Raw genomic sequence first — 15,974 nt, forward strand, 5'->3', positions numbered from 1 at the left:
CGCCCCCGAGGTTCATCGGCGCGCCGGAAGTCGTGCTATCCTGGCAGGCATGTGCAGCAACGTTGAAGCCATCGCCCGAGCGGTGTGCGAGCGGGAACTTCAGGCGAACTGGTCCGGGGCGGCGCTCGCCCTGGCGGTCGAGAAGTTCTGGCCCGTGGTGGCCGCACAGATCGAGGCCGGGCACCGCACCGATGACGGCGAGGAGATCCCCGTCCCGCTCGAGGCCGGCCTTGCGGCATGGCGCGTCTGGCAGGCACGCCATGCCGAATGGAAGCGCTGGTGGTAGGGTCTTTGCTGGGCCCCTGCGAACGGGCGCGCGTGGTACGTGGGGGGGCAATCGATTATGCGCATGACAATTGCTGTGGGCGCGCTGTCTGGCGCGGTCGCGGCCTGTTTGGTCGTTGGCTTCGCCCTTTGGCTCAACGGCTTCGGAGAGCCATGGATCGGGTTTGCCGGCGGCGTTGCCGGAGGACTTGTCGGAGGCATCCTGACGCTCGCGGCCGGATACATGGCTTTCCACGCCGCTATGGTCGAGGTGAAGGCTAATGCTGATGAGGCGACGGCCCGAAAGGCTTTGGCACTCAGGGCGGTGGACAAGGTCCTTACCACCTACATCCGGCACATGAACGACGTTTATGAAAAGCACAAAGATAACGTGTCCAGCTTTGATCAGAGCGACCTGATTTACTTTCAAGTCGATCTCAGTGCTATGATCGCAGCCATTGAAGGTGATAGTTTTTGGCGAGTTGGAGACGATATTCAAATTCGTCTTATAGACGTCGTCGGCGCGATCGGATTGATTCCGCGGCAAGTCGAAGATACGCGATATCACCGCCATCCCGTTGCGGACGTCGCCAGAACCTGGAAGCCCATCATCGACAACCTGAGGCAGATCAAATCGCTGTGCGACCGGGAACTGGACGAGATCGGTGCCAAGCGGCGCTCTCGTAGACCATGGCAGGTATTCTCGGGCGACATCCTGCGTCAACGCAGAGGCCGGCGAAAGAAGATGCAATAGCTTGTCAAATTCGTAGACATTCCCCTGCGCAGACATCCGCCTACACCACGCGATTGCCGCCATGATAGCGGCGATCTCGGTCGCACCGACGGACGGCAGATCTGGTGTCGGATCGGTCACAGCCCGCACCCCGCTTCGCACCGCGGGAGCCGCTCCCCCACCCAGGCTGGCAGGCATTCAAGGACGTGAAGGCGCTTCTTCGACATGCCGGCGAACCGCCAACCTGCCTGATAGTAGCAATGTCCCCATGTCGGCCAGGACGCACGAAAGGTGGGTTTCACCTCCCGCGGATCGACAAACGTGAACAGCCTTTCGCCCGGCCACCTCGCCCAGGCTCTCGCCATAGCCGCCAGGAGCAACGAACTGGCGCCGCCACCGACCTCACGGCGATAGACGGCGCAGTTCACGCCGGACTGTCCGTCAGCTCGGTGTTCTGATCTGCGCCAAACGCAAAGGGCGCCCGCGTCCGCACTCACCAGGATCAGCTTCTGGCCCGGGCCACAGATCAATTTGGGCCGTGTGCGGGATCGATGATCGCCGGCTGAATAATGGCGCTCGAAGATCGCCCGCGCGGTGTCGTCTCCATCACGGACCTCGATCCAACCCGAGCCGATCAGGAATGGCTGAACTTCGACGCGGGCCATCTTCGGGGGTGACGGGGAGGTAGTGGCGATCTTGGTCATGATGTCGCCTTCACATCAGCAACGGCTGAACGGTGCCGTCGGCATAGACGGAATCCATCGGCATGTCGGCATTCGGCTCGTCCCCATCCCAGCCATTGGGCCACGTCTTGGCCGCGATCAGTTCGCGGATTCGGGATTCCTCTTCAGCATTGAGCAGGTCGATCAGCGGGCGACCCTGGGCCACGGCGGCGACGTTCACCTCGTCCTGGATCGTCAGGATCCGGTTCAGCGCCATCATTCTGGCATCGAATGTCAGCGGCCCCTGCCGCTGCTGGTTCTTCACCAGCGAGCCGTCCTTGCGCTTCTCGCCGCCGGGCTGCCGCAGCCGGTTCTTCGGTTCCCGCAGTTCCCGGTAGAGCGGCTTCAGCCCCTTCAGCGGCGCCAGATAGGCCCACTGGGGGGCGCGCAGTATGGTGTCCAGCGCCAAGTCTTTAGAGGCCAATGGGCAGCCGGCGCAGCCGGTGCGCGCGTTGATCTCCTCCGCCTCGTCGCCGCCATAGGCATCTGCCACGGCCGCGCTCTCCCAGCCGCCATATTCCTCCATGGGCGCGTAGATGCGCAGCCAGTCCCACACGTTGCAGACGCGCCAGTGCAGGATGGGCGCAAGGGTCGCAAGCCGGCCACGGATGCCCTTCGCCTCCGGCAGCAGCTTCTGGTACCAGCCCTGCCCGCACTCAGCCCCGTTCGTCCCGCAGGACATGGTGATGCGCTGGTCGCGCACCGCGCTTTCTCCCTCGCGAACGCCGGTGATCATGAGCACCTGGCCGTCGATGCTGGCGAGCCTCGCCTCGAGCGCATCGGCCATGGGGTCGATCTTGATCTGCCGAGTGCACCAGCGCAGCGTGTTGTTGTTCGGGGGCGGCACGCCCCGTCCCAGGATGTAGACGAGGAAACGCTTGTCCAAGGGCGCGCGCACCACCTCGCAATGGATGCCGCGCGCAGCGAGCTGCGCCATGATCCGCGTCGCGGAGATGTACAGGGGCGGAAGCTCCTGGCGAGTGTCGGCGTAGAAAACCGTAAGGGACTTCGGCGGGGCGATCCGTCCGACATCAATCAGGTGCACGATGAGGGTTAGCGTCGCCGTGGAATCCTTGCCGCCTGACCAAGCGATGGCCCAATGGTCATGCAGCGGGCCATAGGCCTGCATCGACGCGACAGTGAACTCGACAGCTTCATCATAGGCGAGCCGCTTCGACCCTTCGAATAGTGTTGGTTGTGCGGTCATTCAGCCAACTCCCGTGCTGCCGGCAATCCGCCTTTCAGCCGCCGGCGCGTTTCCTTATCGAGCGAGTATCCCTGCCCCCACACGGTGGTGATGACGACGCCGAAGGGCGCGACCTTCTTCCGGATCTTGCAGATGAAGACGTCCACGATCTTCTCGTTCGCGGCGTCGCGGCCGTCGTTGTGATAGAGCGCCGCCATCAGGAAGTCCTTGGTTGCCATGTCACGTGCCGTAAGCGCACCCATCACCACCACCTCGGCCTTGGTGAGCCACCATTCGATGGGGACGACGATCCGCCAGCCTAGGAGACCTTCGAGTTGCGCCACGCGCTCGCGCAGCACCTCGTTCTCGGCCACCACGACCTCAAGCCTTGCTGCGAGATCCATGGCGCCTTCTCGTATTGCGATAGAGGACGACGATCAGCGCACGCCAGCGCGGCATGCCTTTCGCCGCAGCGAACTGTGCGGCCTCTCGGTCAGCCGAAGGACCCATGCCGCGGATCGCGGTGGCGAGATCGCTGGACTCCACCTCGCCGGCATAATCCGCACCGTGCAGCAGTTCGCTGGCCGCTTTGAGCAGATCGGCCGAGATCGGCGCGCACTTCGCTTCCACCAGGCACTGCACCACCTGCCGGGCTTTCATCGCGCCGAGGCGCGAACACATGGAGCGGAGGGTGGAGATCGCCATGGTGTCGCCCACCTCATAGGCACCATTGGCGGGCGGAACCTTCAACACCCGCGCGCCGGCCCGCTCACACACCTGCTGGATGGTCTGCTCATCAGGGTCACCGGCCGCCACGGCCGCGTGAAAGAGTTGGGTTGGCGTGACCGAGATGCGGTCGCGATTGTGCCCGATGAATGCCCGGGCCCGCTGGAGCAGATCCGCAGCTTCCACCACCATGACCGGGATCTCCGCAATGTCGGGATGCGACGCCGCTGCCAAGGCAGTGTGCTGGCCGTCGAGCACATGAAACGCGCCGTCGATCTCAACCACCACCGGCGGTTTGAAGCGGCGCCAGTCCCACTCGCCGATGATCCGGCGAAGCAGACGCATGGATCGCTCGGACAGGTTGCGCTGATAGGTATCGTCGACCAGCAATTTTTCCGGCGCGATCCAGATGAACCGGGGAGCCGCGGTGATCGCGACCGAAGGGGTAAGGTCGGGAAAGACCAGCGGAGAGATGGGGCGGATCTGCGTCATTCCGCTGCCTCAAGGAAGAGCGACGCCTGACCGTGAGCAGGTGGGCGCCGGCGCGGCGCGCGCACCTCGCGCGGCTGATAATTCGCCGCCACCAAAGCGCGGGACTCGGTCGGGCACACCGCGTTGCCGCACATATGCCCTTGCTGCTCCAGGCTGAACCGGATCACCTCGCCGTCCTCGTCGAGGCCATGGTCAATGATGTAGTCGCGCGGGAAGCCGTTGGCGTTGTAGCGCTCTCGCGGGGTGAGCATCCGCATGCAGATGTCCACCACCACGAAGGTAGCCCCGTCGATGTCCACGGTGACGAGATCGCCGCCATCCCAGCAGCCGTGCGCCCGCAGGAAGTCCGCCACCTGGCGCGCCCGCGCCTCATGCTCGGCGCCGAAGGGCGGTGGTGCTGCCTCCGCCTGGACGAGGCCGAAGCGCGGCTTGGCGGTGTCCGTGCGCATCGGATCGACCACCGAGGCGCCATCGTCATCGGTGCCGTAATAGACGGTCATCAGCGGCAGGGACACGAGCGCGTCATGCTGACCGCCGGCGGACTGGGTGCGCACCGGCACGTCCGCCGGAGAATCCCGTCGCTCGCTCCCGCGCAGCGTCAGCATGTGGGCAGTGACAAGCGACTGCTGACTGCCGGTCACGGTGATGGTGGAGGCTGGCTCATCGGCTGGATGACCGGGGGCACCAGGGCGCGGCCCGTCGTTGTGCTGCGCCACATAAGCCGCCACCAGCGCGGTTTTGCCGCCGCCGCCCGCCGTGACAGTGCCAACCGGCTCGCCGGCATCCGAGCCCACCGACGCGCCGAACTGGCGGGACAGATGGACCACAGCGAGGCTGCCCTCATTGCCAGTGGGCACCGGGGTCGGCCCCGGCACATCCGCCGTATACGTGCGCGGCTCCTGACCCGGCCGCTCCCCGTAGCGGGGCACGAGATAAGGCGCGACCACACACAGGTCAGCCTTGGCCGTCTGCGTGAGCACCGGCACATCGCCGGGGCGCGGCTCGGACTGGCCGGCCCGGCCGCCACACCCCGCCAGCACGGGGGCGACGAGAGCATTCTGATCCTTGCGCGATGCCGTGATGGTCTGCACTGGCGCATCCGGCGCCCGCAGTCCGCCGCCCTGCTGGGCATAGGCCACGAAGGGCATGACGAGCGCATCGTCCCGCTTGCCGGTCATGGCGGTGAGCGGCACGTCCGTCGCTCGGTCGCGCGCCTCATCGCGCGCGGTGTGGTTCACCTTCACCACGAAGGGCCGCGCCGCATCGAGCACATAGCGCCGCACGCCCTTGGCGATGCGGGCCTGCGTCTTGTCCGCCAGCGGGCGCTTGGCGCGGATGCCCAGCTTGCGATGGATTTCCGCGCTGCTGTCGAAGATCGAGGGGATGGGCAACGTGAAGTCGATGCAGTCGGCCGCCGTCACCCAGGGCTTGAGCGTGCCGGCCGCGATGCGCGCCGCGTCCTCCGCCACGGTCGGGTTGCCGTGCGTCGACTCGGGCCACACGATGGGCTCGCCATCGCGGCGCATGATCATGTAGAGGCGCTTGCGGATGGTGCCAGAACCCGAGCCCCAAGCCCGCCGCTGGCGCCATTCGATCTGGCCATAGCCGAGATCCGCCCACGCCGCGCAGAAAGCCTTGAACGTTTCGCCTTTGCGCACCGGGCAGCGCTTTCCGTCGGGCTGGAGCGGCCCCCAATCCACGTATTCCTCGACGTTTTCGAGAAAGACGACACGCGGCCGCTGCCACTTGGGCAGGGCCTTGATCCAGCCGACGATGGCCCAGCCGATGCCCCGCGTGGTGCGGTCGCCATCCCGGCGCGGCGCCGCGCCCTTGGCCTTGGAATGGTCGGTGCAGTCCGGCGACATCCAGAGCATGCCGATGGGCAGGCCCGCGCACATGGAGACGCTGTCCACCGTCGCCACGTCCTGGAGCAGGTGGCGCGTGGCCGGGTGGTTGATGCGATGCATCGCCATGGCGAAGTGGTCATGGTTGATGGCGATGTCCGGATCGCGCCCGAGCGCCATGCGAATGCCGGTGCTGGCGCCCCCGCCACCGGCGAAGCTATCGATCACCAGTTCATGCAAAGTGGCTCGTTGGACATGCACGTTCATGAGGCCATCTCGCTCATGTTCGCCTTCAGTGCTGGAGGAAGCTGATGCGCTTGGTCGAGGACCAGCACAGGGCGCAAGTGGAACAGGAGTCGGTCTTACCGACCTGCTGCGGGCAGAGGATCGCGTCGTCCGGCACCTGAAGCGGATGCTCCACCGTGATGGTCGAGCACTCATCGATCGGCGCATTGGAGAAGCGGATGGCGAACCGGGCCCAGCGCTTCTTCACCAGGGCCACCAGGGCAGCGGCGATCGGGTCCTTCTCGACCTGCCACCTGGCGCTGAAGCCGAAGACGTGGAGTTCGGAGTGGCGGTCGAGCAGCGCGGCCCAAAGCTTGACGTAGCCGACCGAGTAGAAATCCCCAAGGACGTGGAGGCGAACCGCGAAGCCCGCCGGATACCGGAACGACAGCACTGCCACCTCTGCGGCCAACCGCTCTTCCATGTCCGCGCCGTGCTCCACGCGGTTGGCGTGGTGCATGTGATTTCCGTAGCAGGACCGCCAATGCCGGCACGAACTCGGGCAGGTCGCCCGCTCCTCGAGCGTGAGCGTGAAGACTGGGAAGCCGGACCAGGGCCCCTTCATGATCCGTTCGCCGATCTTCCAATGGTTCTTGCCGGAGACCAGAAGGTTGGGCAGCCCGCGGGGCGACACCACCGTCGTCGGGTAGACGGAGCGCGCTTCGCTGAGCGCCGCGTGGTCCACAGGCGGCATGACCGCGCGTTCGGTGGTGGCCACCTTCGGCTCGAACCTCGACAGCGCCGGACGGTCGGCCTTGCGGATTGGTTCGACCCCGCCGGCCCGCCGCCCTGTGGGCCGCTTCAAGTTCAGGCTGAGGCGTTTGATGCGCACATAGCCGGTGGAGATGCCGAAGGCCTTGGCCATCTGCTCGTCCGACCGTCCGGCGAGGAAGGCCTCCTTGATCTGCAGGTCAGTCACCTTTGGCCTGCGGCCCGGCGACGGTAGGCGAACGATCTCCGCTGAGATTATGGACGGGAGCACGCGGCCGGTGGCCTTCATTCCCCCCTCCCCTTCGCCCAGGTCGCGGCATCACGGAGGAACTGGATGGCCTTCTCCGCGTCCGGCCGCAGGTGCTGGCGTTCGACCGGCCGCATCCGCTCGCCACGGCTCACGAAGGTGTCCACGGCATCCGCCATCTTCGTGTATTCGGCCGAGCTCCTGCGCAGCTTCTTCGGGTCGCTCATGTCGCAATGCCCTCCGGCAGCCACAGGACGTCGTGCATCGTCACCGCGATAGGGCGGCAGTAGCCGACAGCGCCGGTGTGCTTCAGTAGGGAAAACCAATTCCACCTGCGCTGCGGCAGCGATGAACCGGCGGCGCGGCCGGCGGACGGTCCGCGCACGATGAAACCGCGCTCCATCACGAATCCGCCCCGCGGCAGCCGATCGGTGGGGATCTGGAAGACGAGGGGACGAACGGCCGCCGCGCCGTCCACGCAGTCGGCCTCGGCGACGTCCGCATCCCATTCGGCCATGTGCCTCGCGTGGTGCTCGGCGACGGCGAATTCATCCGTCAGGCAGACGAAGCCTCGGGCGCCTGCCCCATACTGCCTGTAGGGCTGAAGCCCGACGTTTAGAATGCTGCCCAGATAACAACTGGACGTCCCGTGATAGAGGATTGCGGGAAGGCTCATGCCGGCCTCCGCTGCTTGGAGACCACGAGGTACGCAAGATCGACCTGGTGCTGATCAATCGTTCGATGGCGGCCGTCCACGGCACCGTTCCGCCAGCCATGCCAATAGGACCGGGAGCGATTGCCGCCCGGCGCCGGCTCGCCGGCACGGCCATCGCGATAGCCGTCCAACATTTCCGCCTCGTCGAGGCTGGCGAGATCCTCAAGGGTCGTCACGGGCTCGTGCGCGGTCATGCCGTCCTCGCGAAGAGGTCGCCCGGCCTGATCCCGGCGTCCGCCAACTTCAGGTGCCCCTGTCCCCAGAAAGCGATGCCGACGGCTTCTGCCGCGTCCTTCTTCTTCACGTCGTAGCCCAGGCGCAGACATTGCTGCACGGCCCTGTCCTTGAGCCAGGCGCTGGCATCGCTCGTCCCCTTCGGGGCGCCGCGAACACCGAGGAAGGCCTGACGCCACTCCCGCTGGTTCACTTCCTCGCATGGGATGTTCAAGTCGAATGCGATCTCGCGGGCATGGCCAGCCAGCCCGTAGAGCCTGCGATAGGTTCCCATGCTGGACATCGGCTTCTTGATCTTCCGCGCCTTCGAGCTGAAGGCATCGGACTGGCTGAACACGATCTCGGTCCGCTCAAGATTCGTAGGGAGGGGCTCCTCCATCGCCAGGAACTCGACGCCGAAGGACACGAGCGTCGGCCGCAGCCACATCCTGAAGCCATGGAAGATCTCGGCATCCTCCTTGCCCCTCGGACGGTGGGCCTCCCAATGCAGCAGACGCTCGCCATCCATGATGGCGAGGCCGCTTGTCGTGGCTCCATCGAGGCCGGCGACGATCATCAGGCCGTCTCGGTCTCGTCTTCGGTCTCGACGTCGCTCTCGCCTTCGGAGTCGTCATCGATCTCGCCCTCGTCGGGGAGGACGTCGTCGAAGGGATCGCCATCCCCCGGCACGGTCGGAGCCGTGAAGGCGTCCTTCATGTCCGCGCGGACGACATTCTGGCCGGCGTCGTAGCCGGCATACCAGCGGTCCGCGACCTGCTGCGGATAGCGGGAGGGAGCCGAGCGCAACTCCGCCCCCATGCCGGCCCGCTTGCCTTCGGCGAAGGCCTTGTCCTCGACCGGGGTCCGGTCTTCGCTGAACAGGCCGGCCTGGCTGCCGAGCGGAAGGCCGAACCACCGCGCCATCCGGGCCTGACGCTCCATGTCGGCCTTCAGCCGGGCGATGCCCTCGTCGGTGTCGAGCTCGATCGCCAACTTGATGTCGTCGACGGCATATTCGCCCAGCTCCGACTTGGCCTTCTTGCACACGTTCTTCAGCGCAGCATCCGCCGCCTTCTTGGCGGCCAGCGCCTTCACGTACTGCCCCTTGTGCTGGAGCGTCAGCGCCTGCCTCTGCTCGTCGGACAGTTCGCCTGAATTGTGACCGGGCGCGGCGGCAGCCGGCGTCACGACCTTAGGTTTGTTCTTGCTGCCCTTCGGGCGGCCACGCTGCACCATGTTCTTCTCCTATTCAGCAGGAATGGAGTCGCGGTCCTGCTGACGCCGCTGTTCAGGCAGAGCGCCGAAGAGCGCTGGCTCGTTGATCTCGTCGGTGATGACGTTGGCCGGCTTAATGCCGACGATCTCGCGACGCGGAGCGGTCACGGCCTCCGGGTCATCGAACTTGCCGATTTCCTTGCCCCAGCTTTGCCAACCAGGGCGTGATTGCCGGGAGAAGAGGTCGGCACGGTTCACGGCGCCGGGAACAAGACGCTCGGCCTCGCTGTAGCCTACGTCAGGCTTGCGCGAATGCGAGCGCAGCGGCCCCTCGATCACCGTGCGCACCGACTTGCACGTCTCCGGGTCACCATTGGTCGCGATGATGAACGGCTCCGACGCGGACCGGAGCCTGTAGCCTGTGCCGAAGCCCAGCTTCCCTGTCTTGGTGCGCTTCACCCACACGCCGGTGGTGACGAACTTGAAGCACCAGGCTCTGGCCACTTCGATCTGCTGGTCGATCATGGGGTGCGTGCCCCAGAGCCAGAGAATGCAGTCTCCGGTGGCGAGGTGATTGACCGGGAACGCAGCAATCTCCTCGATCGCCATGGTCTCGTAATGCCCCTCGGGGCTCTTGTGCTTCTTTCCCTCGACCGACCAGGTGTCGAACCGCCAAGGCGGATCGGCCATGATCAGCCCAAACGACAGCGGCCGCAGATCGCCGAAGACCCAGTTGTGGCTCATCGCAGATCCTCGGCGACCCATCTTCCGACGGTTGAAACCACAAGGCCGCCCACGTAGACGAAGAAGGCAGCCCACCACAACTCGCTGCCCACAAACATCGACGCGTATGAAATGGTGACGACCTCGGTAAACCTCCATCGGTTCAGGAAGAGGAACCTGGCGAACATCTTCAGTGCCATCACCATGACGCCACCACTTTCGGCTTTGCGTCTCTGCTTTGCCTGGGCTCGAACACTCTGACCGAGCAACTCGGGCACCAGGACGTACCAGGGACGACACGGCGGCCGCAGCAGATGGCACCATCCTCATTGGTCGCGGAAAAGATGTACCGGCACTCCCCAGCCTTGGCCGTCATCAACGGCACGCCGGGCCCGAAGCGAGATGCGCCGGGCGAAGGCGGCTCGGGTGCCGCAACGGGCGGCGGGGCAGCGGGCGCGGGCGCGCTCAAGGGCGGCGACGCGGCACAGACCGGCTTCTTCCCGCGCCGCGCCGGCGTCACCCTGGCGCCGATGACCACAGGCTCCTTCTTGGCCTGCACCCATCCCATGCGCGATGCCTTGCTGATCATCGCATTTCGCGTGATCACCACCCCGAACTGCTGGCTCACGACGGAGGCGACGCGCCCATACGTCTCGCCGGCGCGCACCAGGGGCTCGGCGGCGGCCAACACCTCCTCCGACCAGACGCTCATGATGAAGCTCCAAGGTAAGCGCTGATGGCCTCCGCGGCGGCGACCTCTGGGCTGATGCTCTGCGCCTTGGCGAAGGCCTCCAGCGCGACGCGCACCTCGGCCCGCAGCGGAACCTTGATCGCCGGGTCAGCCGGCCAGAGGGATCTGCTTCGGCCGCGCTCGGCATTCACCGCACCGGCAGCGACCAGGGCATCCACCACGCGCTTCGCGCTCGACCGCGCCTTGAGGCCGAGCTCGGCGCCGATCTCGCTCAACGAGGGTGGATAGCCGCGATCGGCGCAGAACTTGCGGATGAACAGGAGGGCGCGGTGCTGCTGCGGTGTCATGACGCCAGGTCCGATCCGCTCATCGGTCGTTCAGGCTGGCCCAGAACTGGGCCCGCAGAAGCCAGCGAAAGGACTTGTCCGCGTACCGCTTCGACTTGCTGGATGATCTCACGGCCAACCATTCCAGGACGAAGGGCGGCAAGACCTTCCTGAACCACCTGCAGAGTGGCGAGAATGTCGGCGGCGTCGGCGGCGAGGATGGATGCGGTTCGGACATTGCGCCCCTCATGGCTCAAGCTCTTCTGGGTTTCGACGTAGCGAGCGTGCTCCTCGGCCTGGCGCCGGAGCGCCCTGGACGCGCGCGCCGCCGCCTGTAGCGAGAGGATCTCTTCGCCCGACGGCTTGGCTTCCTTGTTCCAGATCCGGCGCAAGCGACGTGCGCCAATCCCGGTCTTCGCCGAGACCTCGTCGAATGCTTCCTTGAGCGTGAAGCCAAGCCGCTTCGGCGGAGAGATCTCGTTGATGCTGTTGACGAACTCGTCATATGTCGGGTCGGTCATGGCCGCCCCGCTAACGCCAAGTCCTGGGAAAATTTCCCAGGAACTGGTCCAAGTTTCCCAGCATCTGGCACCTCCCGCCGCATAGCTTCGACAGCGTTGGAAGTGACAACCGAGGGGATTGGAGAGATGAACGCCAACCAGGACACGATCGGCCGACAAGCACGGATCGCGGCAAGGGGGCGATGGATGGCACACATGGATGCAGACGAAGTCGAAGAGTTGGTCCGCCACATCGGGGCGGTCCAGCATGCGATGCTGGAGATCCAGCAGGGCATGTTCCGCGCCCTGATTGGCGCGGGCGTGATCTCGGGCGAGGACGCCGCTGTGAGCATCAGCGGTGTCATCGACCAGCTCGAGGCCCATGCGGACCTGTTCGCCGAGACCGGCCCTGCGCCGGAGACGCTGCGAGCGATTGCAGCCTCTCTCCGGGGAGACGTCGATCGATATCTGAAGCAGGGCCAAGGCTGATGGTGGGGTGCTGCGCCAGATGGGACCGGCGCAACACCTCAACCATGAGGTCGCAGACGCGGCTCATGCCGCTACACCGGCGCGCCTGCGGTTGGCGCTGGGGCGGAGCGCCTTGCTGCGCATCTCCTGCAGTTGCTCCAGCGAGATCGTCTCGCCCTTGGCACAGATGGCCTGCTGGACCTTTGCCCAGTACTCGGGGGGAATCGATCCGCGCGCCTTCATCGTGCGCAGATGGCCGGCCTCCACACCCAGCGTCTCCGCTGCGCTGTCGCCAAGAAGCTCGAAGACTTTCGCGAACGTATCCATGCCATATCGCTACAACAGGTATCGCTGATGGTCAATACGGCGTGTAGCGATCTAGCCGCTACGATTTGTATCTATGGCTGAAGCAACACCAGAGCGCGGCGCCCAAGGGGCCCGCTTGAAACAAGCCCGTGAAACGGCAGGGTTCAAATCCGCGCGCGATGCTGCCCTCTCGAACGGCTGGCCGGAGAGTTCCTATCGCGCGCACGAGAACGGAACTCGCACGATCGGCCAGGACGACGCGATCAGGTACGCCCGCCGCTTTGGCAACGTCACTGCCGAGTTCATCTTGTTCGGACCAACCGGCTCTGCACGTGCAGCGGTCGATCCGGTCCCGGCCCGTAATGTCCTCCTACCAAAGCCGGATGCTTCATTCCCTATACCGATGCAGTTCCCGCCCCGTATGCTACCCGTGTTCGGACAGGCGGCGGGTGGGATGAACGAAGACGGCAGGTTCATTTTGAACGGGCAGAAGGTCGCGGACGTTTTCTGCCCGCCGGCACTCACCAACGTCGTCGGCGCCTACGGGATTTATATTTCCGGGGAGTCTATGGCCCCCCGATATGAGCACGGAGAGCTGCTGCTCATTCACCCTGGACTGCCCGTCAGCCGAGGCAACTATGTCCTGGCTCAGATCCAGGGCGACGACGGCGATCCGCCCTACGGCTACGTGAAGAAGTTCATCTCCAAGAACGCCAAGGAGCTCGTGCTCGAGCAACTCAACCCGCCGGAGGGACAGGACAAGATCCTACGGTTCCCGGCCGAGCGGGTGATTGCCGTCCACCGCGTGTTCAGCGCCGGAATGGGCTGAGTGCAAAAAGCTCTGGCTCCCCGCAGAATCGATTCGACTCGTCGAAAAAGCGCATCCAAAATGAGAACATAACGCGAACGCGGAGTGTGTGGGGATGCCGGGGGGACGTGGAGATATGAGCCTGGGCGACTGCTCATCGGTGCTGCTTGTCTGCAGGGATTGCGGGCGTACCGCCGTGTGGTTCGACCGCGAGTTCGCGCGTATCGGATGCGGGCCGTCGACCTCTCTTTCGACCTTCTCACGCCGGCTGAAGTGCACAACGTGCTCGCTCAATGGCAATCCGGGAAAGTCGTTCACTGTCAAGGCATTCCCTGCGCGCGTCACACAGGAGGCAGCGTGATGGGAGCGATGACGCTTTATGTGGTCCAGGCGTTCGAGCGGTGCGAGGAAGGCTTCACCGCCGACGAGCCGCGGGAGTGCCGATCGGCGGCCCACGCCAAGCAAGTCGCCAAGAAGTTGAAAGCTAAAAAGCTCGGCGTGATCGCATGGTCGCGCACGTCGCCTGACGCGGATCTCGGCGAGTGGGGCGAACCAGAAGTGCTCGCCAGGTTCGGCCATATCCCCGAGGACTTCGAGGCGTCCGGCGTCGTGGAGTAGTGACGTAGCGTGCCACCCAGCGGCAATGCTAAAGCTCGACGGAATTGCCTTGGAACATTGTGAGTGGGGGACAATGCCGAGCTCTTCAGTTTGCCGATATGAGCATTTTGAAACGGATTGGTACCGGCGGTTGGCCGAGAAGATGGGTCTGGTCGGCTGGCTCCATCGAAAGCCCTGGGAATTCTGCATCATCGCAGCCGCACTTGAGGAGAGGGACATGCTCGGGCCCGGCCGCCGCGGCCTGGGCTTCGCCGTCGGCAAGGAGGTGTTGTCGTCCTATTTCGCTGCATGCGGCGTTGACGTGGTGGCCACTGACCTGGACCCCGCCAAGCTGGAGGCCAATTGGCTCCGGTACGGCCAGCACGCGAGTTCGCTCGACGCTCTCCACCACCCAAGCATCGTGGACCGCCAGACCTTTGACGCCCGGGTGTCGTTCCGCACTGCGGATATGCGCAAACTGGAGGACAGCTTGGGCGTCGGTAGTTACGATTTCCTATGGAGCGCTTGCGCGCTTGAGCATCTGGGGAGTTTGCGCGCCGGCATGGACTTCGTGCGCAACGCCATGCGATTTCTGAAGCCCGGCGGCATCGCGGTACATACAACCGAGTATAACGTCGGATCAAACGTAAAGACGAAAACTCGGGGTCCATCGGTCATCTATCGGCGGCGGGATATGGAAGATCTCGAATATTCTCTCCGCCATCTTAGGTGCGGCTTGGAACCTATAGAATTCGATGCCGGGACGCATCATCACGACCTCAATTATGACGAGCCTCTGCGTCAGGTGGAGGGGCGCACACACCTAAAGCTGATGGGGCACGGCGATCTATTCACTTCCATGCTCATCGTGATCCGCAAAGGCTGATTGATCAGAACGCGGACAGACGGAAGGGCCGCGACCCGCCGGTGGCTACGCTGCCTGCCGAACTGGCAACTTGCGCAGAGGTGGAGGCTTCGGCGCTGTTCAGCCGGCCACATATAGCTGAGATAGACAATCCCAACCTGTTCCGCCAACATTCTCCGGGACCACGAGGCCCCGGGGAAGGCAAGATGTCGTTCGTAAATCGGATTCTTAGAAAGTTTTCCAGGACGAGAGATAAAGTCGCCCGCATTACTCCATACCCAAGAAAACGATTTATTCCAACGAACGCATATCTTGGAAATGATACAGTCATTTCGCAATTATGGTACGGAGATGCAATCCTTTTGGATGCATCAGATCTGCATATATCCCCATCTGTATTGATGCTTGGAATATGGGAGCCACATATTACTCAGTTCATGATCGACAATCTCCATGAAGGAGACGTGTTCCTCGATGTCGGCGCGAACGTTGGATATTTCTCACTTTTGGCATCCAGGATCGTCCAAGCACAGGGGCTTGTGCTCGCATTCGAACCACAGGCAAGGTTGGCGAGGCTCGTGCGGGCCAGCCTTGAAATGAACGCCTACAAGCCGATCTCGTTCGTTCAGGCCATTGCCATCGGCGAACGAGAGGAAGTCGGCACCCTCGGCCACATGGCAAACTCCAGCGGTTCGTCGTCGCTCGAACCTGGTTTCGGCGACGGTAGCAGACCGGCGGACCAGGTCACTGTCGCGCGCCTGGACACAGCGATAGCTGAGGCTCAGGGGACGATCGGAAGGAGCATCACGCCTTCCATGATAAAAATTGACGTTGAAGGCTACGAGTATTCCGTGTGGCGCGGAATGCAACAGACGATTGCGTCTCTTGAAAAACTGACTGTGCTGATTGAGTTTTCGCCAGGGCGATACGTCTCACTGGGCCAGGATCCATCGGCGTTCATCGCCGATATACGGTCACATGGATTTTCAATTTTCGCCCTCGATAATCACGGTGCGGAAACTCCATTCTGCGTCAGTTCGATTCCCGCGATCATCGCGCGCAACGACTTCATAGACTTGGTGCTACGCAAGGGATGAAATGGCACCGGATCGCGGTTGTGCATGATTCTGCTCCGCAACGTGGCATCAAGATGCTGACGGGCCGGATTCATCTGGACAGATCCAGCCCGATCATGTGCGTCAGACTATCGATGGCGCCATTTCGCTGGTCGGACACCACTCCAGGCACGTCGCGCGTACAGATCATCCGATGACTTATTTCTGATGTTGTTCAAAAGACTATAACCGTCTTACAGGACACCTTGGAGTTTAGGTGTA

24 protein-coding genes are annotated in these 15,974 nt (G+C 64.0%); 7 read left to right on the forward strand and 17 right to left on the reverse strand.

All coding sequences use genetic code 11. The features are described from left to right. Positions 1 to 49 precede the first annotated feature (49 nt). Positions 50 to 286 (forward strand): hypothetical protein, encoded by a 237-nt coding sequence (locus YU1_RS0102645; RefSeq protein ID WP_029002755.1) that lies wholly within the window; start codon positions 50 to 52, stop codon positions 284 to 286. A 63-nt stretch (positions 287 to 349) separates the two neighbouring features. Beyond that, entirely contained in the window at positions 350 to 1,018 is a 669-nt protein-coding gene (locus YU1_RS0102650; RefSeq protein WP_156921926.1) for a hypothetical protein, read from the forward strand. A gap of 116 nt (positions 1,019 to 1,134) precedes the next feature. Here YU1_RS0102650 and YU1_RS33320 read toward each other — a convergent pair whose 3' ends face one another. The 16 genes from YU1_RS33320 to YU1_RS0102725 are packed head-to-tail and all read right to left on the reverse strand — an operon-like array spanning position 1,135 to position 11,614. After that, a complete protein-coding gene (locus tag YU1_RS33320) occupies positions 1,135 to 1,701 on the reverse strand; it encodes a hypothetical protein (RefSeq protein ID WP_156921927.1) in 567 nt (188 codons plus the stop codon). Positions 1,702 to 1,711: 10 nt separating this feature from the next. Beyond that, positions 1,712 to 2,926: a phosphoadenosine phosphosulfate reductase domain-containing protein gene (locus YU1_RS0102655; RefSeq protein ID WP_029002757.1), complete on the reverse strand. Its 1,215-nt coding sequence runs from the start codon at positions 2,924 to 2,926 to the stop codon at positions 1,712 to 1,714. Further along, the gene (locus tag YU1_RS34680) at positions 2,923 to 3,309 is read right to left on the reverse strand and encodes a winged helix-turn-helix domain-containing protein (protein WP_029002758.1); all 387 of its coding nucleotides are present in this window, start codon (positions 3,307 to 3,309) and stop codon (positions 2,923 to 2,925) included. Before YU1_RS34680 ends, YU1_RS0102655 begins: the two co-directional genes overlap by 4 nt. After that, positions 3,287 to 4,123, reverse strand: coding sequence for a DUF6551 family protein (locus YU1_RS0102665; RefSeq protein WP_029002759.1), 837 nt, complete (start codon positions 4,121 to 4,123; stop codon positions 3,287 to 3,289). The genes YU1_RS34680 and YU1_RS0102665 overlap by 23 nt, the downstream gene beginning before the upstream one ends. Continuing rightward, entirely contained in the window at positions 4,120 to 6,234 is a 2,115-nt protein-coding gene (locus YU1_RS0102670; protein WP_029002760.1) for a DNA cytosine methyltransferase, read from the reverse strand. Before YU1_RS0102670 ends, YU1_RS0102665 begins: the two co-directional genes overlap by 4 nt. Positions 6,235 to 6,259: 25 nt before the next feature. Next, positions 6,260 to 7,252, reverse strand: coding sequence for a hypothetical protein (locus tag YU1_RS0102675; RefSeq protein WP_029002761.1), 993 nt, complete (start codon positions 7,250 to 7,252; stop codon positions 6,260 to 6,262). Continuing rightward, a complete protein-coding gene (locus YU1_RS0102680) occupies positions 7,249 to 7,437 on the reverse strand; it encodes a hypothetical protein (RefSeq protein ID WP_029002762.1) in 189 nt (62 codons plus the stop codon). Before YU1_RS0102680 ends, YU1_RS0102675 begins: the two co-directional genes overlap by 4 nt. Continuing rightward, on the reverse strand, positions 7,434 to 7,886 hold the full coding sequence (locus YU1_RS27585; RefSeq protein ID WP_051356392.1) for a hypothetical protein: 453 nt from the start codon (positions 7,884 to 7,886) through the stop codon (positions 7,434 to 7,436). Before YU1_RS27585 ends, YU1_RS0102680 begins: the two co-directional genes overlap by 4 nt. Continuing rightward, complete coding sequence (locus tag YU1_RS0102690; protein ID WP_029002763.1) at positions 7,883 to 8,119, reverse strand: hypothetical protein; 237 nt, start codon at positions 8,117 to 8,119, stop codon at positions 7,883 to 7,885. The genes YU1_RS27585 and YU1_RS0102690 overlap by 4 nt, the downstream gene beginning before the upstream one ends. After that, the gene (locus tag YU1_RS0102695) at positions 8,116 to 8,715 is read right to left on the reverse strand and encodes a hypothetical protein (RefSeq protein WP_029002764.1); all 600 of its coding nucleotides are present in this window, start codon (positions 8,713 to 8,715) and stop codon (positions 8,116 to 8,118) included. The genes YU1_RS0102690 and YU1_RS0102695 overlap by 4 nt, the downstream gene beginning before the upstream one ends. Beyond that, the gene (locus tag YU1_RS31715; protein WP_029002765.1) at positions 8,715 to 9,374 is read right to left on the reverse strand and encodes a hypothetical protein; all 660 of its coding nucleotides are present in this window, start codon (positions 9,372 to 9,374) and stop codon (positions 8,715 to 8,717) included. The genes YU1_RS0102695 and YU1_RS31715 overlap by 1 nt, the downstream gene beginning before the upstream one ends. A 9-nt stretch (positions 9,375 to 9,383) precedes the next feature. Beyond that, complete coding sequence (locus YU1_RS27595; protein WP_342446982.1) at positions 9,384 to 10,097, reverse strand: MT-A70 family methyltransferase; 714 nt, start codon at positions 10,095 to 10,097, stop codon at positions 9,384 to 9,386. Then, positions 10,094 to 10,282, reverse strand: coding sequence for a hypothetical protein (locus tag YU1_RS0102710; protein ID WP_029002766.1), 189 nt, complete (start codon positions 10,280 to 10,282; stop codon positions 10,094 to 10,096). Before YU1_RS0102710 ends, YU1_RS27595 begins: the two co-directional genes overlap by 4 nt. Beyond that, complete coding sequence (locus YU1_RS34880) at positions 10,276 to 10,788, reverse strand: GcrA family cell cycle regulator (RefSeq protein ID WP_156921929.1); 513 nt, start codon at positions 10,786 to 10,788, stop codon at positions 10,276 to 10,278. The genes YU1_RS0102710 and YU1_RS34880 overlap by 7 nt, the downstream gene beginning before the upstream one ends. After that, entirely contained in the window at positions 10,785 to 11,114 is a 330-nt protein-coding gene (locus YU1_RS0102720; protein WP_029002768.1) for a LexA family protein, read from the reverse strand. The genes YU1_RS34880 and YU1_RS0102720 overlap by 4 nt, the downstream gene beginning before the upstream one ends. Beyond that, positions 11,111 to 11,614: a hypothetical protein gene (locus YU1_RS0102725; RefSeq protein ID WP_029002769.1), complete on the reverse strand. Its 504-nt coding sequence runs from the start codon at positions 11,612 to 11,614 to the stop codon at positions 11,111 to 11,113. Before YU1_RS0102725 ends, YU1_RS0102720 begins: the two co-directional genes overlap by 4 nt. A gap of 126 nt (positions 11,615 to 11,740) precedes the next feature. Between YU1_RS0102725 and YU1_RS0102730 the strand changes: the two genes are divergently transcribed. Continuing rightward, positions 11,741 to 12,082 (forward strand): hypothetical protein, encoded by a 342-nt coding sequence (locus YU1_RS0102730; protein ID WP_156921930.1) that lies wholly within the window; start codon positions 11,741 to 11,743, stop codon positions 12,080 to 12,082. A 63-nt stretch (positions 12,083 to 12,145) separates the two neighbouring features. On the opposite strand, the gene YU1_RS0102735 is transcribed toward YU1_RS0102730, so the two are convergent. After that, the gene (locus tag YU1_RS0102735; RefSeq protein ID WP_029002771.1) at positions 12,146 to 12,388 is read right to left on the reverse strand and encodes a hypothetical protein; all 243 of its coding nucleotides are present in this window, start codon (positions 12,386 to 12,388) and stop codon (positions 12,146 to 12,148) included. Between the two features lie 73 nt (positions 12,389 to 12,461). Here YU1_RS0102735 and YU1_RS32530 point away from each other — a divergent pair, with 73 nt between their 5' ends. The 4 genes from YU1_RS32530 to YU1_RS34205 all read left to right on the forward strand — a co-directional run bounded on the left by YU1_RS32530 (position 12,462) and on the right by YU1_RS34205 (position 15,734). After that, the gene (locus YU1_RS32530) at positions 12,462 to 13,196 is read left to right on the forward strand and encodes a LexA family transcriptional regulator (RefSeq protein ID WP_084539617.1); all 735 of its coding nucleotides are present in this window, start codon (positions 12,462 to 12,464) and stop codon (positions 13,194 to 13,196) included. Between the two features lie 339 nt (positions 13,197 to 13,535). Continuing rightward, positions 13,536 to 13,793 (forward strand): hypothetical protein, encoded by a 258-nt coding sequence (locus YU1_RS0102750; RefSeq protein ID WP_029002772.1) that lies wholly within the window; start codon positions 13,536 to 13,538, stop codon positions 13,791 to 13,793. 73 nt (positions 13,794 to 13,866) lie between these two features. Next, positions 13,867 to 14,658 carry a class I SAM-dependent methyltransferase gene (locus YU1_RS27605; protein ID WP_198018804.1) on the forward strand — a complete coding sequence of 264 codons (792 nt, stop codon included), beginning with the start codon at positions 13,867 to 13,869 and terminating at the stop codon, positions 14,656 to 14,658. 41 nt (positions 14,659 to 14,699) lie between these two features. Next, entirely contained in the window at positions 14,700 to 15,734 is a 1,035-nt protein-coding gene (locus YU1_RS34205; protein ID WP_156921931.1) for an FkbM family methyltransferase, read from the forward strand. Positions 15,735 to 15,974 lie beyond the last annotated feature (240 nt).

This window comes from Azorhizobium doebereinerae UFLA1-100, from assembly GCF_000473085.1.
In the GTDB taxonomy this organism is placed as follows: domain Bacteria; phylum Pseudomonadota; class Alphaproteobacteria; order Rhizobiales; family Xanthobacteraceae; genus Azorhizobium; species Azorhizobium doebereinerae.

Bases quoted from the DNA above. Each gene is read 5' to 3' on its own strand.
- YU1_RS0102695 (WP_029002764.1), bottom strand. From the start codon at position 8,715: ATGATCGTCGCCGGCCTCGATGGAGCCACGACAAGCGGCCTCGCCATC.
- YU1_RS33320 (WP_156921927.1), bottom strand. From the start codon at position 1,701: ATGACCAAGATCGCCACTACCTCCCCGTCACCCCCGAAGATGGCCCGC.
- YU1_RS31715 (WP_029002765.1), bottom strand. From the start codon at position 9,374: ATGGTGCAGCGTGGCCGCCCGAAGGGCAGCAAGAACAAACCTAAGGTC.
- YU1_RS0102720 (WP_029002768.1), bottom strand. From the start codon at position 11,114: ATGACACCGCAGCAGCACCGCGCCCTCCTGTTCATCCGCAAGTTCTGC.
- YU1_RS0102670 (WP_029002760.1), bottom strand. From the start codon at position 6,234: ATGAACGTGCATGTCCAACGAGCCACTTTGCATGAACTGGTGATCGAT.
- YU1_RS34880 (WP_156921929.1), bottom strand. From the start codon at position 10,788: ATGAGCGTCTGGTCGGAGGAGGTGTTGGCCGCCGCCGAGCCCCTGGTG.
- YU1_RS0102650 (WP_156921926.1), top strand. From the start codon at position 350: ATGACAATTGCTGTGGGCGCGCTGTCTGGCGCGGTCGCGGCCTGTTTG.
- YU1_RS27595 (WP_342446982.1), bottom strand. From the start codon at position 10,097: ATGAGCCACAACTGGGTCTTCGGCGATCTGCGGCCGCTGTCGTTTGGG.
- YU1_RS0102690 (WP_029002763.1), bottom strand. From the start codon at position 8,119: ATGACCGCGCACGAGCCCGTGACGACCCTTGAGGATCTCGCCAGCCTC.
- YU1_RS0102680 (WP_029002762.1), bottom strand. From the start codon at position 7,437: ATGAGCGACCCGAAGAAGCTGCGCAGGAGCTCGGCCGAATACACGAAG.
- YU1_RS0102655 (WP_029002757.1), bottom strand. From the start codon at position 2,926: ATGACCGCACAACCAACACTATTCGAAGGGTCGAAGCGGCTCGCCTAT.
- YU1_RS0102675 (WP_029002761.1), bottom strand. From the start codon at position 7,252: ATGAAGGCCACCGGCCGCGTGCTCCCGTCCATAATCTCAGCGGAGATC.
- YU1_RS27605 (WP_198018804.1), top strand. From the start codon at position 13,867: ATGCCGAGCTCTTCAGTTTGCCGATATGAGCATTTTGAAACGGATTGG.
- YU1_RS0102735 (WP_029002771.1), bottom strand. From the start codon at position 12,388: ATGGATACGTTCGCGAAAGTCTTCGAGCTTCTTGGCGACAGCGCAGCG.
- YU1_RS0102645 (WP_029002755.1), top strand. From the start codon at position 50: ATGTGCAGCAACGTTGAAGCCATCGCCCGAGCGGTGTGCGAGCGGGAA.
- YU1_RS0102710 (WP_029002766.1), bottom strand. From the start codon at position 10,282: ATGGTGATGGCACTGAAGATGTTCGCCAGGTTCCTCTTCCTGAACCGA.
- YU1_RS0102730 (WP_156921930.1), top strand. From the start codon at position 11,741: ATGAACGCCAACCAGGACACGATCGGCCGACAAGCACGGATCGCGGCA.
- YU1_RS0102665 (WP_029002759.1), bottom strand. From the start codon at position 4,123: ATGACGCAGATCCGCCCCATCTCTCCGCTGGTCTTTCCCGACCTTACC.
- YU1_RS27585 (WP_051356392.1), bottom strand. From the start codon at position 7,886: ATGAGCCTTCCCGCAATCCTCTATCACGGGACGTCCAGTTGTTATCTG.
- YU1_RS32530 (WP_084539617.1), top strand. From the start codon at position 12,462: ATGGCTGAAGCAACACCAGAGCGCGGCGCCCAAGGGGCCCGCTTGAAA.
- YU1_RS34680 (WP_029002758.1), bottom strand. From the start codon at position 3,309: ATGGATCTCGCAGCAAGGCTTGAGGTCGTGGTGGCCGAGAACGAGGTG.
- YU1_RS0102750 (WP_029002772.1), top strand. From the start codon at position 13,536: ATGGGAGCGATGACGCTTTATGTGGTCCAGGCGTTCGAGCGGTGCGAG.
- YU1_RS0102725 (WP_029002769.1), bottom strand. From the start codon at position 11,614: ATGACCGACCCGACATATGACGAGTTCGTCAACAGCATCAACGAGATC.